Source organism: Paraburkholderia sp. BCC1885, from assembly GCF_900996235.1.
In the GTDB taxonomy this organism is placed as follows: Bacteria; Pseudomonadota; Gammaproteobacteria; order Burkholderiales; family Burkholderiaceae; genus Paraburkholderia.
On sequence record NZ_CAAJGM010000263.1, the window covers coordinates 219,344 to 234,059 of the forward strand.

Sequence of the window (14,716 nt, forward strand, 5' to 3'; positions counted from 1 at the left end):
GGAGAGCAAGACCCGGGATGTCTGGCGCCGTGCGCTTTCTTACACTGCACCTGATCTATTGAAGCAGATTTCGGAGCCGAGCATGAATACCTTACTAAAGCCACTTTCCAGCCGCCCGCACCTCGCGGATGCAAAAGGCGCTTCCCTTGGAGCGCCTGTCACGGACGCGAACCTGACGCAGCGCGTCGACGCCGTCGATTGGCGCGACGTCGAGCACGATCTGGATCAGCACGGCAGCGCGATACTGCGCAATCTGCTGTCACCACAGGAATGCGGCGCGCTTGCTGCGCTGTATGCCCGCGACGAGTTGTATCGCAGCCGCGTCGTGATGGCGCGCCACGGCTTTGGCCGCGGCGAATACAAGTACTTCAGCTATCCGCTGCCGGATCCGGTCGATGCATTGCGCGCATCCATCTATCCGCATCTCGTGCCAATCGCGAACCGGTGGAACGAGATCATGCGCATCGACGTGCGCTATCCCGCCCAGCACGCCGAATTCATCCGGCGTTGTCACGACGCCGGCCAGTTCCGGCCCACGCCGCTAATGCTGCAATACGTCCAGGATGACTACAACTGTCTGCACCAGGATCTCTATGGCGAGCATGTGTTCCCGTTGCAGATCGTGGTTCTGCTGTCGGAGCCGGAAAAGGACTTCACCGGCGGCGAGTTCGTGATGACCGAGCAAAGGCCACGCATGCAGTCACGTGCCGAGGTGGTGCCGCTAAACCAGGGCGACGCCGCGGTGTTCGCAGTTCATCACCGGCCTGTACAGGGCGCACGCGGCAGCTATCGCGTCAATTTACGTCACGGTGTAAGCCGCCTGCGCTCGGGACAGCGGCATACGCTCGGCATCATTTTTCATGATGCATTGTGAATGAGCGTGTGTCTGGCGGAAGGCCGCAGCGGCGATTTCTCGCACGGACCCGCCCGGAGAGTGGCGCAAAAAAACTCGGCACAAAACCGAAATGCAATGTATACCAACGTATGCATCCTTTATGCGATGTGATCGAGTTTTGAGCCATGAGTTTTATGGCGCTCCGCGGGGCGACCCATTATTCTGGTGCGTGAAAATCCGGACGGTGGTGAAACCCGCCATCTCCATACAAATACTTCACTACCAGGCCGCCTCCATGTTCTGCATGTAGAAACCTAGTGCCTTTCAGACAGTCCTGGCGTAAACAACCTTGTTCTACTTAACAATCAACAGGTGAAACTATGAACTCGAGAAAATGGCTTGCCGGTATCGCGATCACGGCCCTGCTGTCGACCGCCGCTTACGCACAAACGGCTGCATCCGGTGCGGACACCGACGCCGCGACGACTTCTCAAGCCCCCACCAGCAAAAAAGACGCACGCGCCGCAAACCGGGCTCTCTCGAAGCGGGTCAAGCAAACCCTTTATAAGACCAAAGGCTTGCAAACCGCGGACATCGTGGTTTTCGGCAAAGCAGCGACGGGCCAGGTGACATTGGCCGGATTCATCGAAACTGAAGATCAGGAAAAGATTGCAACGGCTGCGGCCGCGAAGGTTCAAGGCGTTACTTCGGTGACCAGCAAGCTCACGTTGCAGGAACAGGGCGGCTAAGCGGCACACGCGTCTAGCCGAATACCGGCGCCCGTCGCATCGCACGCCCGTGCAATGCGCGCTGCGCCGGACCTGCCGCGCTTAGATTCCGCGCTTACATTCCCCGTTTGACGCGGATATATGACGGCTCCGGCAGGTACACCAGGACTCACCACGCCTAGAGGCCGATAAGACGCCCTCTCCAACAATCATCTTTTTTTACATTAATTTGCTTAACTAACAAATGATCTTCTCCGTGAGCGTCGATCGTCTAGCCCTCTAGCCGGCGTATCGCTCGCTAACGAGAAAGCATAAAAAAAAGCTCATCAGGTATCTCGCGATACACGATGAGCCAATAAGACATCACGTCACACGCCCCCCGTCACGTGATGCCGCGTGGTCGCGCAAAAAATCAGAACTGGTGGCGCAGGGCAATCCGGACTACGGTCTGGCTTGAGCTCGACGACGGTGCGTCGGTACCGAGCACGAAACCATCGTCCAGCACCGAGTGGGTCTTGTCGCCGGAGACGTTCTGGTACACGCCCTGGATGTAGACGTCGGTGCGTTTCGAGAGGTTGTAATCAGCCATCAGGCCGGCCGTTTGAATCTTCGGCTTCAGGTTGCCTGCCGACGATTCGAAGTTTTCAATCGTGTAGACGTATTCCGCGCCCACGTAGAACGTCGGCGTGATCTGATACTTGCCGTTCAGTTCGATGTTCTGGAACTTCAGCGCATTCAGCGTCGAACCCGTCACGAGAGGCGCGGTCGTGCTGATGTAGCCATTTGCCGTCGGGTTCTTGTAGTTCGAGTTGCTGTACGACAGGCCCACGGTCGCCGGACCGAATGTGTAGTTGGCGCCGGCGCCCCACACGCGCATGCGTTCGGCGATAAAGCTCGCGTCATTGGTAGTGATCGCGCCGCCTGTCGTCACGCCCGGATTGTCGGCTTGCATATACGCCGCCGCTACCAGCAGGCCGCCATTGGTGTACTGGCCACCCAAGCTATAAGCGCGGTCGTTGGCGAAATTCGTGTCGTTGCTGAACGCATACGCGCCGCCGAACTGGAAGCCGCCAAAGCTCGGGCTGGCGTATTTGATCGCATTGTCCAGACGGAACGAGTTGTCGGTGTTGTCGTTATCGTATGGGTGGGCAAACAGGTAACCGGCCCAGTTGCCGTTCGCAGTGGTTTGCGCAAAGTAGTCGACCACCGAATCGTACTGGCGGCCAAGCGTGACCGTGCCATACGTGTTGTCCGCAATACCCACATAGGCCTGACGGCCGAACAGACGGCCACCTTCGGCCAGCGTGCCGCTGTTGGCGTTGAAACCGTTTTCCAGCTGGAAAATGGCCTTCATGCCGCCACCCAGATCTTCCGAACCCTTCAGACCCCAACGGCTACCCTGCGCGTAGCCGCTGACCATTTCGAACTCTTTGCCGCCGTGGACGTTGCTGGTGTAGTTAATGCCTTCGTCGACCACGCCGTACAACGTGACGCTGCTCTGCGCGAATACGGGGGCGGCAAATGCTGCGGATACGGCCAGTGCAATGAGCTGCTTCTTCATCAAGATCTCCAAGCGTTAGAATTTTCAAACGATGCGTTTTTTTCGAACTTTTATTGAGCATTCGATGACGCATTCGTCGGCAGTTTTCGGGTTCGGAAACACACAACGGGACGGATGCTTGCACGCCGACACCGGGGCGTCCATTGGGAGTGGACGTCAAGTCGAAAAAACGTTGTGAAATGCCAACCTGGAGAGAGGCAATACTGAGGATTGACCTTACGAAAAGGCCTTGAATGCAGTCATTTCTGCGCTTTGCCACCGTTGTGGAAAGCGTGATTTCTGGGACCAGGCGCGCGTAGTTATCCGACGCGTTCGCGCATGAAATCACTTGATTTGGAAACTCAATCCGGCATGCAATCAGGCACCGTCATTTGCTTAGGAAAACGTATTAAACAAAAGACTGGAACGAGGAAATTCCGGTTCGGCGATTTGCTGTGCGTAGAAGGCGAAATCCTCAAGGCCGCCACCCGCGAGTTCGCGTTTCGGCTGCTTTCAGGCGGCGTTGCGAACGGCCTTGCGTGTCCCACAACCGGCGCCGTGGTCGCCCATTCCTTTCAAATTCCATACGCGACGCATAGAGAAATTAATTTGCACGACTGGACAACGCGAATTTTGACCACGTATGATTCGGGAAAACCCGAACATGCCGCCGCTCCGCAGGTGTCTTTCGCTGCGGCCGATGCGGTCATGCGCGGGTCATGAAGTTCGTCGTCGAACGGGTGGTGAGCCGGTGATCCCGGCTCACCACCCAGCTCGGCGATCTGAAGCAGGCGGGTTTCATGCCCGCCCTGTCGCAGTCGGCCAAAAGCCGGTCTCGACTTATTCGCCTGGATATCATCGATCATGATTGCTGTCGCGTTTTCACGCGTCGCCGGCCGCCTGTTGGTTGCGGACCCGGGACTCGTGCGCCTCCACACTGCCTTGCGCGTTACGCTTGCCTGCCTTTTGAGCGGCATTGCCAGCGTCGCATGGACGGCCGGTCATCACCTGCCCATCACCCTTGCCGCCCTCGGTGTTCTGTTCAGCATGATCGCGCCGCTGTTCGTGCGCGACGCACGCCGCACCGCGTGGTTCGTCACCCTGTTCTACCTTTATCTGTGCGCCTGCGCGAATTTCGCCGTGGCCGCCATGTTGAGCCGCTATCCGCTCGCGGGCGACGCCGGCTTTCTGCTCGTCATGTTTATCGGCATGCTATGCCAGGCCTGTGGGCCGCGTGCGCTTGGCTGCGCGATGATCGGCGTCGTCACGTTTTATCTCGGGCTTTATCTGCACCCGACGGCGGTCGAGGCCGCGCAAGCCATTGCCTTGTCGATGCTCGGTCCCGTGGCGATCGCGCTGGTGGGGCGCGTGCTTGTCCCCGTGCGGGCGGCGCGGACTTTGCGGCTGGCGGTTCATACCGTGACGCTGCGAGCGGAGCGCGTGCTGGCTGCCACCCGCCAAGCGCGCACGCACGATGTGGCCACGGCGGCCCGCGTCTCCGAGCTGAACGAAGCCGCGCTCGCGCTCGAGGAACAACTCGCGCTGCTGAACTCGCCTGATACGGCCGCACTGCGTGAATGCCTCGTCGAACTGGAAGTGGCGGCTGGCCAGCTGACATTCGGCTCGGCGTCCGTTGAAGTTACCGGTACTGAAGCGTTACGCCGTGCAATCGAACGCCTCAAGCAGGCAGCGAAGCCGCAAAGCGCCTCGCCGACACTACCCGCAGCACACATCACGAAAAGCGCCGCCGCATGGCTCGCCGACATCCGCACGAGGCTCGCCTGGTTACCGGCGGCACGCGCCACCACGGCAGCGTTGCTCGCCATGGTGATCGGCCATTCACTCTCGCCGGAGCGCTGGTTCTGGGCCGTGATCACGACCTACGTGGTGTTCCTCGGCACGCGCTCGCGGGCGGATACCGTCTACCGCGGCGCGCAACGGCTGGCCGGCACACTCGCGGGCGCGCTCGCCAGCATGGTGCTGGCAACCACGCTGCACGATGCGCCGTTGCTGATGATCGCGGCCATGCTGGTGTGCGTTTTCGGCTGGGCCTATTACATCCTGAATGCGTATGCCCCGGGCGTGTTTTTTATCACGGTGCTGGTCGGTCTCGTCTATGGTCAGCTGGGCTTTGCGATGGGGCCGCTCGTGCAGTTGCGCATCGAGGAAGTGCTGGTGGGCTGCGTCGTGTCGTTTGCCGTCGCCATTCTGATGATGCCGCTTGCGGCCACGCGCCACGTCGAAGCACGGATCGCCGCCGTGCTCGCGGCGCTCCGGCAAGTAGTGCGGCTGACGACGGAAACGGATGCTCGACATCCATCGGGCGCGGCGGCGGGCACGTCAATGCGCGCGCTGGATCGAAGCTGGCATGACCTGCGGATCGCCTTACGGCCGTTGCAGACGCAACGGGTGTTCGTGTGGAATCCGGGCGTCGAACTCGCCACCGGTTCGTTGCTCAGTTGTCTGCATTGGGCGCGGGTGCTGAGCCGTCAGAACGGTGGGGACACGGCGGTAACGCCGGCAGACGGTCACGCCGCGCTCCCCGACACCGCCTCCGCTCACGCTGCATCGATTCTCGCGCGACTCGATACAATGATCGCCCGCTATGACGAAGCAGCGGCCTCCTCCATGACCCGCCAGCTGCCAACGAGCGCGGCCGATACATCCAAGGTAACGGCTTCCTATCGTCGAGACCAGGCCCAGACATTGGCGCAACTGGACGGCGCCGTGGCTCAGCTCGCCGAACGCCTCGCCCATCCGAACGCCAGCATGCAGAAACGCCTGAACTGGGCGCTCAGAACCCGTAGCGCGTAATTCAATCCGCATTCAACTCGACGCGCGGAAGGCCAGCCGGTTTTGCAATCGGCGAGGCCTGCGCGCGCACCCATCAGACAATCCATCCAGACAGCCCCGCGCGAAATCGGCGGGTTTCGTCTCAGGCCCGCGGCGGCCTTAACAACCGGCCTGGCGGCGGCCTCCGTCGCATCTGTCACGCATTAATCCCCGCTCCCTGCTACCCTTCACGTCTTATGACGCCTCGGGTGCGATATGCTGTTGCCGGGCGTCCATTGCCACCCTCCCTGACCTGCCAGCCCTGAAAGGCCGAAGCGATGTCCGATACTCCGATCCCTGCTGCTGTCACCCACGAACCGCAAGCCGTGTCCGTGCAGGTAACGCCCAGTGCCATCTTCATTGTTGCGACCATCAACCCGGATCCCGCCAGCCGGGCAACCGTGCGCGCGTGGTGCGCCGATATCGCCGCACTGGTGCGCTCGGTCGGCAAGCGCGTACCGGCCGGCGGACTGTCCTGTGTGTGCGGTTTCGGCTCGGATGCATGGGACGCGCTGTTCGGCGCGCCGCGTCCGGCCAATCTGCACGCGTTCCGCGAATTCGGCTCCGGCGAACGGCTCGCAGTCGCGACACCCGGCGATATCCTGCTGCACATTCGCGCCAATCAGATGGACCTGTGCTTCGAACTGGCCACGCAACTGATGGGCCGATTGAGCGGCGCCGTCACCACCGTCGATGAAATCCATGGCTTTCGCAATTTCGACCAGCGCGCCATGATCGGCTTCGTCGACGGCACCGAGAATCCGACTGGTCGCGAGGCGGTTGTGTTCACCGTGGTTGGCGAGGAAGATCCGGAGTTTGCCGGCGGCAGCTACGTGCTCACGCAAAAGTATCTGCATGACATGACGGGCTGGAATGGGCTGTCGGTGGAGACGCAGGAGCGCATCATCGGCCGCACCAAACTCGCGGATATCGAACTGGACGAAGCGGTGAAGCCCACCAACTCGCACAGTTCGCTCACGACGATCGACGACAACGGCGAAGAGGTCAAGATCCTGCGCGACAACATGCCGTTCGGCCGGCCTGGCTTCGGCGAATTCGGCACCTACTTTATCGGCTACGCGCGCTCGCCGGCGCCGATCGAACAGATGCTGGAGAACATGTTCGTGGGCCGGCCGCCGGGCAATTACGACCGTCTGCTCGACTATAGCCGCGCGGTCACCGGTGGTCTGTTCTTCGTGCCGTCGGCGCCGCTGCTCGAAGCGCTGGCCGATCGCGATCCCGCTGCGGTTGCGGATACACCCCCCGCCCCCGAATCCCTACCGTCTGCCGAATCCGTCAGCGATGGTTCGCTGAACATCGGCTCTCTCAAAGGAGCACCTCAACATGAATAACCTGCACCGCGAACTCGCCCCAATCTCCGCTGCCGCCTGGTCGGAGATCGAGGAAGAAGTCGCCCGGACCTTCAAGCGCTCTGTTGCGGGCCGCCGCGTGGTGGATCTGCAAGGCCCGGGTGGCGCGAGTTTGTCTGCCGTGGGCACGGGTCATCAGTCGGCTATTGCGCCGCCGCTAGCCGGCATCAGCGCGCGTCAACGGGAAGTGAAAGCGCTGGTGGAATTGCGTGTGCCGTTCGAACTGACGCGCGAAGCGATCGACGATGTGGAACGCGGCGCGGAAGATTCGGACTGGCAGCCGGCCAAAGACGCCGCGCAGCAACTGGCCTATGCGGAAGACCGGGCCATTTTCGATGGCTATAAGGCTGCGAATATCGTCGGGATTCGCGAGGGGTCGTCCAATCCCAAACTGAGCTTGCCGGCTGACGTGGCCAACTATCCGGCTGTGATCGCGAAGGCGCTCGAACAGTTGCGCCTTGCTGGGGTGGATGGTCCGTATTCGGTGTTGCTAGGGGCCGATGCTTATACCGCTCTGAGCGAAGCCAGCGATCAGGGGTATCCGGTGCTCGAGCATATCAAGCGGCTCATCAACGGCGAGATCATCTGGGCGCCAGCGATCGACGGCGGCAGTGTGCTCTCCACGCGCGGCGGGGATTTTGACCTGCATATTGGCCAGGATCTTTCCATCGGCTATTTGAGCCATACCGATCAGGTGGTGCGGCTTTATCTGCAGGAGACGCTGACGTTTCTGATGTTGACGAGCGAGGCTTCGGTGGCGGTTTTGCCGGAGTAAAGGGCGAATCGAAAAAGAGCCCGTGTGCCGGATGGCATCACGGGCTCTTCTGCACCTGCGGGGTGACGCTTTAACGCACCCACCGGCACACGCGGTGATGATGATGGTCGTAGTGACATACCTTGTGCGAATGCGCTTCGGCCAGCGCCGGGGCAAGGACGACAAACGCGACGGCTGTGGCAGCCAGAATCTTTGCAACGATTTTCATTACTTCTTCCGTTAATCAACTTGCGGCCAACCATTTGGCCGCTGCTGTATTAACGCGTACACCCGGTGTCAGGTGGACAACAGGTACATTACGCATCGCAAGCAATGTAACGGTGTGTTACCGGAGTGGGTCTATGCGTTACCGCACCAGACAAAGTTTTCCACAGCTTCAGTTCATAAATCTGTGGATAACCCCCCAACAACCACACCAACCCATTGAAGCAGCGAGCTTCCACCCCGCTGCTTCGGAAGCGCCACAAACAGCCGGGCTGACGCCTCACTTGCCAGACACCACCAGCTTGAGCTTGCTCGCCCCCGCCGTCGTCGCCATGATCTGCGTGCGCTGACCGCGCGAGCCGATATAAAAATGCTGACGACCCGGCGTATTCAGATCATGCGTCGCCGCAGGCAAACACGACGCGATATCCGCGGCAACCGACTGCAGAGCATCAGCGCTAGACCCCGCATCATGATGTGGTGTCCACAGGCACTGATAGCTGTCATGGCTCGCGCTGCATTGCGCATCGTCACCGTAAGGCTGGGCAACACCGCTCACTTCCGCCGGACTCAAGCCCGTGAAACCATCCGGCGCGGCCGCGACGATGCGCTTCAGCGCAGCACATGGCGACGGCGCATCATCGGCGCGCGCCATTATTGGCGAGAAGGCGCTTAGCGCCACCACGGCCGTCACGATTCGTAAAACCCGCTCAGTGGGACATTTCATTAGTACAACTCCTGATGAGAGATTGGGCAAGAAGCTGCGCATACCAGGCAGCCTAAACTCGTCCCTTTATCAGCACGATTCGTACCTCGCCGGCAGGAATACTGAAACCACTCACTCCCACTAAATGTCCTCGTCAAACCGCGCTTAACCGCCCCTTCAGAAACTCGATAAACAACCGCGTCCGCGCCGGCAATAATCGCGTTTCCGTAATCGCATGCACCTGAACCGGCGACAGACTCCACTCCGGCAGAACCCTAAGCAACCGTCCCGCCGCAACATCATCGCGCGCGAGCTCGGTATCCAACGCGGCGATGCCCACGTCATGCACCGCCAGCGACTGGCTCAGCCCGACACTGTTCATCGCAAAGCGCGTGGGCGTCATGACCTCGACTGCCTCGTCTCCACGATAAAGCGTCCGCAGCGCATCGCCCTGCTTCAGCGCCCCTTGCGCGATGCACAGGACGTGATGACGCAAATCGTCTGGGGCATCGAGCGGCGGCGCCTTCTTCAAATAGCCGGGTGACGCATACAGATAACGCGACAGCAATGCGATCTGCCGCGCCACTAGCATCGAAGGCGCGGTCGGCGGCAGTCCTATGCGCAGGGCGAGATCAAAAGGTTCGGACTGCAGATCGATTCGTCGCGGCGTCAGATCGAATTCGAAGGCAATCAGCGGATAAGCCTTGGCGAAATCCGCGAGGATCGGGCTCAGGTAGCCGGTGGCGAGATCGACCGGCATCGATACGCGTAGCGTGCCGCTCGGGCGCTCGACCACATCCAGCAGCGACTCATGTGCGATTCGCGCTTCCTCGACAATGCTTTGGCAACGCCTGAAATACACTTCGCCCGCCTCGGTCAGCTCAACCTTGCGCGTCGAGCGATGCAACAGCCGCAAGCCGATCGTCTTCTCCAACTCTGCAATATGCCGCGAGAGCGTCGAATTCGGCATGTCCAGCGCCTCGGCGGCGCGACGAAAATTCCGCGTGCGCGCCACTTCGACAAAGAGGCGCATGTAACTCAACAGTTCCACGTCGATTGCTCCACTGATGGATCACTGAATTCAATTGTAGGCCTTTATCTCTTAAATGGATCAGTTCATCCTGTCCTTACACCTCCACTTAAGGAATCGACATGAACTCCCTCTACGAAGCCACGCGCCTCGGACGCCACACACTCCGCAACCGCTTCGTCATGGCGCCGATGACCCGCTCGCGCGCCGACGACGCCACCGGCGTGCCGTCGCCCCTCGCCGAGCAGTACTACGCCCAGCGTGCTAATGCCGGCCTGATCGTGACCGAAGGCACGTTTCCGTCGCCGATGGGCAAGGGCTATGTGCGCACGCCAGGCATCCATTCCGCGGCACAGGTCGAAGCATGGAAGCGCATCACCGCCGCCGTGCATGCGAAGGGCGGCCTGATCTTCCTGCAATTGATGCACACGGGGCGCATCTCGCATCCGGACCTGCTGCCGGATCACGCAACGCCCGTCGCGCCATCCGCGATCGCCGCAGACGGCAAGGTCTACACCGCCGCCGGCCCGCAGGATTTCGTCGTACCGCGCGCGCTGGAAACCGCAGAAATTGCCGGCATCGTCGAGGAATACCGGTTCGCTACGCGTCACGCGCTGGAGGCGGGTTTCGATGGCGTCGAACTGCATGCCGCATCCGGATATCTGCCGGAACAGTTCCTTTCGTCCGGCACCAACCAGCGCACGGATGGTTATGGCGGCTCGCTCGCCAACCGGACGCGCTTCGTGCTTGAGGTGTTGACGGCCATGACCGAAGAAGCGGGTAGCGACCGCGTCGGCATCAAGATCGCACCCGAAATGGGTTTCAATAGCGCAAGCGATGCAACTCCTAAGGATACCTATCAATATCTGATCCAGCGTATCTCTCCGCTCAAACTGGCCTATCTGCACCTCGCGCGCACGAAAAGTACGTTCGACTACCGCGCCCTTTTGCGGCCTTTGTTCGATGGACCGCTACTCATCGGCGCCGGGCTCGATCAGGCCACGGCACAGGCGCTCATCGCCGAGGGGGCCGCCGATGCCGCCGTATTCGGCAGCCTGTATCTCGCCAATCCGGATCTGCCGCACCGGTTTCAGACCCACTCGGCGCTCAATGCGCCCGACCGCGACACCTTTTATTCGCCTGGCGCCAAAGGCTATATCGACTATCCCACTCTGGAGCAAGCCCAATAAACCGGGCTCCTTGTAATTGCCCACGAGACTGAAAACAGCCGGACGAACGGTCGTCCGGTTCCGCTAGTCGAAACAATTGAACGTCATCGCATGAGGTTCATATATAGTCGTTTTATTTCGTTATCCGAAATTAATATATGAACCTCGACCGCCGACTACCCAGAGCTCACAAAAAACCCCATTTAGAAGCACGTCATTAAAAATTAATGTTGCGACGCAGCATTTATGCGCCTATGCTCAGTTCAGCGGAGTCTGAGGCCCCATGCCATCAGGCCCCTAACTGCGGAGGCACACATGACACATCCGCGCTCGCCTGATTTGACGCTGCACGTGTTTGAACAGGATGGTGGCTGGCACTGGGCTTTAACAACCGAGCGGGAGCACGGCACAGGCAAGAAAGTGGTGGCTTATAGCGAGGACATGTACGCCTCGCAGGCATTGGCGCGCGCCCACGGGGAACAGGCCGCAAAAGACTGGAAACATGACGCAGGTCTGCACCGCTCGGAATTCGCATAGCCGCAACGGCTATCAAACGGGTCGCCCCTCTGCTAGCCCGCGGCGCGCAATACCTCGTGGACATGGTGCATGTGCTGCGCCGTTTCGCTTTGCAGATGCGCGATGGCCTGCTTCACGCGCTTGCTCTCGCCCAACTGAAAGGCATATTCGCGCAGTAACGCCTCGCTCGTCACCAGATCGTTCAACGCCCCCAGTTCATCCTGCACCATCGTGAGCCGTTCAATGACCGCCTGGTGATTACGCTCCAGAACCGGCGAAAAGAACTGCAGCAGGTAACGCAGCTTCTTGCCCGCAATCCGCACCTCGTGAAGCGCGCCATAGTTTGAATCGTGCGCCGATACCGCCCGTTTGACGCGCTTTTTCAGGGCCTTTTCTGCTACCTGCACGCGCTCTTCGGCGAAACTCGCAATGGGTTGGCCAATGCCTTGCAAGTCGAGTTGCTGACGCGCGTTCACCTGCGCCTGGTCGAGTATCCGTTCCACGCCCGCATTGCCGATTGCCCTCAGGCTGAACGTCAGCGCGGCGGCGCGATGCTCGTCGATGGACTGCAGCAGCGACGTCTGCGCATGCTTATGCGACGAGTCGGTGGCCGCGATCAGTTCGTGCAGCACATCCCAGTCGCGTGTGCGGCCGGCGGCATCGGCGAGCGACTTGAACTCGCGGCGTTGCAGCTTCGCGTCCTGCTTGTCGAGTAACGGTTCGTATCCCCACCAGAGCGTGCGCAAACGGCGCAGCGCCACCCGCAGCTTATGCATGTCCTCGGGCGCCGCGCCGGCATCGAGTTTATGCACGCGCTCGACGGCCTCTTGCGCAAGCGATCGGGCAAGCAACGCAAAGCCGTCCGCCACGGTCATCGAAGAGCTAATCAGTTCACCGCGCGTTTGGTTCGCACCGCAAGGCGAAGCGGGTGTCTGCGGCACTTCAGTTAAATCGGAACGGGAACTCATGATCGACTCACGATTAGATGCGCCTTCGACAACCGTCTGGCGTCGTCACTTTAAACGAATGCTGTCTGCATGCAATGAGTAAAACATGCCTGTCACGTGGGGCGTTCGGTCAAACATTCGAGTGCGGCGATAAGGATACTGTCACGATCCGCAGCTAAAGTCGAAGCTATCGTAAGAACCGCTCCTCCCGTCCTCGCAATCCCGCGTGATTCCGGTTTGACCAGCGACTGACGCATCCATGACAAATCTCCTCAGCCACCACGAGATAGCCACGCTCTTCGTGCTCTATCACTCGCCCGAGCGCGTCGCGCCGGCCGACCCCGACGTGCTGCCTTTGCAACATGCGCATCTGGTCGAAGTCGTCGCCGCGGAATCGGGGCAGACGTCCTGTCGCATCACCTCCAAAGGCCATGAACTCGTGCGGCGCTTTGGCGTCGCGAAACGTAAGGAACGTCGTGTCGAACCTGTAGCAAGTGCCGCAGTCGAAGCCTCGGAACGCATGCATGCGTGAGGGCGCGGTATGCGCGCGCAATGCACATCGAGTACCGCAACGAGATCAACGAGGGAGTGTCCATGGCTAACCAGCTTGCTGCGATCGAACATATCGTCATCCTGATGTTGGAGAACCGGTCGTTCGACCATATGCTCGGCTTTCTTTATGCGGACCAAAAGAATCAGTCGCCTTCCGGCCAGGCTTTCGACGGACTCACCGGCAACGAATCGAATCCTGCCTCGAAGGGCGAGGCCGTGAAGGTCTACCAGATCAAGGCAAGCGACAGCAACGCGTATTTTCAGCCCGGCGCCGATCCCGGCGAAGGCTATAGCGCAACCAATTCGCAGCTGTTCGGCACGGTCAAGGCGCCCACGCCGCCGGTCGCGACCAACCAGGGCTTCGTGAGCGACTACGCGTACACGCTGGGCTGGGAATCGAAGGAGCCGAGCTGGTCGGTGCTGTCGGGCACGGTCGCCTCGGACATCATGGGCATGTATACGCCTGCGATGCTGCCGGTGCTGTCAGGACTCGCGCGCGGTTACGCGGTGTGCGACCAGTGGTTCAGTTCCGTACCCACCGAAACGCTGCCGAATCGCGCGTTCGTGTGCGCGGGCACGAGCCAGGGGCACATGGACGACAAAACCAGGACGTACACCTCACCGAGCATCTTCGGCCTGATGTCGCAGCACAATCAGAGCTGGATGATCTACGGATACACCCAGCAGCCGCTCACGCGCATGAATTTCCCGGACACTACCAACGCGTCCGACGATCACTTCGGTCTGTTCACCGATTTCCAGAGCGCGGCCAAAAACGGCACGCTGCCGGCCTACACGTTTCTCGAACCGAGCTGGGAATCCACCGGCAACAGCCAGCATCCCAATTACGATGTCGCGTTAGGCGAGCAGTTGATTCACGACGTTTATTACGCCTTGCGCAGCAACGCAGCGCAATGGAACAAGACGTTGCTCATCGTCACCTACGACGAGCATGGCGGCTGCTACGACCACGTTGCGCCACCGACAGGCGCCGTGCCGCCGGACAATTCGGCGGGCGAATACGGCTTCGACTTCACGCGTTTCGGCTTGCGCGTGCCCACCGTGCTGATTTCACCGCTGATCGCGCCGGGCACGGTGTTCCGTGTACCCGAAGGCACCATGCCGCTTGATCACACGTCCATCCTGAAGACGGTCGAAACGCGCTGGGGCCTGCCCGCCCTCACGGCACGCGACGCCGCCGCGCCGGATGTAGGCGACGTGCTTACGCTCACCACGCCGCGCAGCGACGATCCGATCGCTGCGGTGAAAGTGCCGAAATCTTCCGGCATCAGCGCAGCCGCGGCGGAACTGCCGTCGCACCTGCAGGAGGTCCACGCGGAACTGGTCGCGCGCCTGCCCGTGCCTGACGCACACGGCGGCACGTATCATCAGATGCCGGTCCTCAAGACCAATGCCGACTACGCGAATTACATCGAATCGCGTACCCAGGCATGGCTTGCCAGCCGCAAGGCGGCCGCAGTGAAACTGAAGGCCTGAAGAAAGCGCCGGGCG

15 protein-coding genes are annotated in these 14,716 nt (G+C 60.6%); 10 read left to right on the forward strand and 5 right to left on the reverse strand.

Annotated elements, in window-relative coordinates; all coding sequences use genetic code 11:
* Positions 1-82 precede the first annotated feature (82 nt).
* Both FQ755_RS34495 and FQ755_RS34500 read left to right on the forward strand, forming a co-directional pair.
* Positions 83-874, forward strand: a complete 792-nt coding sequence (locus tag FQ755_RS34495) for a 2OG-Fe(II) oxygenase (RefSeq protein WP_144162099.1) — start codon at positions 83-85, stop codon at positions 872-874.
* A 341-nt stretch (positions 875-1,215) separates the two neighbouring features.
* Complete coding sequence (locus tag FQ755_RS34500) at positions 1,216-1,584, forward strand: BON domain-containing protein (protein WP_144162102.1); 369 nt, start codon at positions 1,216-1,218, stop codon at positions 1,582-1,584.
* Positions 1,585-1,975: 391 nt separating this feature from the next.
* Here the strand turns inward: FQ755_RS34500 and FQ755_RS34505 are convergent, their stop codons facing one another.
* Positions 1,976-3,124 carry a porin gene (locus FQ755_RS34505; protein WP_144162105.1) on the reverse strand — a complete coding sequence of 383 codons (1,149 nt, stop codon included), beginning with the start codon at positions 3,122-3,124 and terminating at the stop codon, positions 1,976-1,978.
* 318 nt (positions 3,125-3,442) lie between these two features.
* On the opposite strand from FQ755_RS34505, the gene FQ755_RS34510 reads away from it, so the two are divergent.
* The 4 genes from FQ755_RS34510 (at position 3,443) to FQ755_RS34525 (ending at position 8,080) form a co-directional block, all read left to right on the forward strand.
* Entirely contained in the window at positions 3,443-3,826 is a 384-nt protein-coding gene (locus FQ755_RS34510) for a hypothetical protein (RefSeq protein ID WP_144162108.1), read from the forward strand.
* Positions 3,827-3,967: 141 nt separating this feature from the next.
* Positions 3,968-5,917 (forward strand): FUSC family protein, encoded by a 1,950-nt coding sequence (locus FQ755_RS34515; protein ID WP_144162111.1) that lies wholly within the window; start codon positions 3,968-3,970, stop codon positions 5,915-5,917.
* A 296-nt stretch (positions 5,918-6,213) separates the two neighbouring features.
* Positions 6,214-7,287, forward strand: a complete 1,074-nt coding sequence (locus FQ755_RS34520) for a Dyp-type peroxidase (RefSeq protein WP_144162114.1) — start codon at positions 6,214-6,216, stop codon at positions 7,285-7,287.
* Positions 7,280-8,080: a family 1 encapsulin nanocompartment shell protein gene (locus tag FQ755_RS34525; protein ID WP_144162117.1), complete on the forward strand. Its 801-nt coding sequence runs from the start codon at positions 7,280-7,282 to the stop codon at positions 8,078-8,080. Before FQ755_RS34520 ends, FQ755_RS34525 begins: the two co-directional genes overlap by 8 nt.
* Positions 8,081-8,150: 70 nt before the next feature.
* Here FQ755_RS34525 and FQ755_RS37720 read toward each other — a convergent pair whose 3' ends face one another.
* The 3 genes from FQ755_RS37720 to FQ755_RS34535 all read right to left on the reverse strand — a co-directional run bounded on the left by FQ755_RS37720 (position 8,151) and on the right by FQ755_RS34535 (position 10,041).
* Positions 8,151-8,288: an HHHH-motif protein gene (locus tag FQ755_RS37720; RefSeq protein ID WP_186308742.1), complete on the reverse strand. Its 138-nt coding sequence runs from the start codon at positions 8,286-8,288 to the stop codon at positions 8,151-8,153.
* 276 nt (positions 8,289-8,564) lie between these two features.
* On the reverse strand, positions 8,565-9,011 hold the full coding sequence (locus tag FQ755_RS34530) for a hypothetical protein (RefSeq protein ID WP_144162120.1): 447 nt from the start codon (positions 9,009-9,011) through the stop codon (positions 8,565-8,567).
* Positions 9,012-9,144: 133 nt separating this feature from the next.
* A complete protein-coding gene (locus FQ755_RS34535; RefSeq protein ID WP_144162123.1) occupies positions 9,145-10,041 on the reverse strand; it encodes a LysR family transcriptional regulator in 897 nt (298 codons plus the stop codon).
* A gap of 101 nt (positions 10,042-10,142) precedes the next feature.
* On the opposite strand from FQ755_RS34535, the gene FQ755_RS34540 reads away from it, so the two are divergent.
* Entirely contained in the window at positions 10,143-11,210 is a 1,068-nt protein-coding gene (locus FQ755_RS34540; RefSeq protein WP_144162126.1) for an alkene reductase, read from the forward strand.
* Positions 11,211-11,504: 294 nt separating this feature from the next.
* Positions 11,505-11,726, forward strand: a complete 222-nt coding sequence (locus FQ755_RS34545) for a hypothetical protein (protein WP_144162129.1) — start codon at positions 11,505-11,507, stop codon at positions 11,724-11,726.
* 32 nt (positions 11,727-11,758) lie between these two features.
* Here the strand turns inward: FQ755_RS34545 and FQ755_RS34550 are convergent, their stop codons facing one another.
* The gene (locus tag FQ755_RS34550) at positions 11,759-12,673 is read right to left on the reverse strand and encodes a CHAD domain-containing protein (protein ID WP_144162132.1); all 915 of its coding nucleotides are present in this window, start codon (positions 12,671-12,673) and stop codon (positions 11,759-11,761) included.
* 238 nt (positions 12,674-12,911) lie between these two features.
* Here FQ755_RS34550 and FQ755_RS34555 point away from each other — a divergent pair, with 238 nt between their 5' ends.
* Positions 12,912-13,184, forward strand: coding sequence for a hypothetical protein (locus tag FQ755_RS34555; RefSeq protein WP_144162135.1), 273 nt, complete (start codon positions 12,912-12,914; stop codon positions 13,182-13,184).
* Between the two features lie 62 nt (positions 13,185-13,246).
* On the forward strand, positions 13,247-14,701 hold the full coding sequence (locus tag FQ755_RS34560) for an alkaline phosphatase family protein (protein WP_144162138.1): 1,455 nt from the start codon (positions 13,247-13,249) through the stop codon (positions 14,699-14,701).
* Positions 14,702-14,716: the final 15 nt, after the last annotated feature.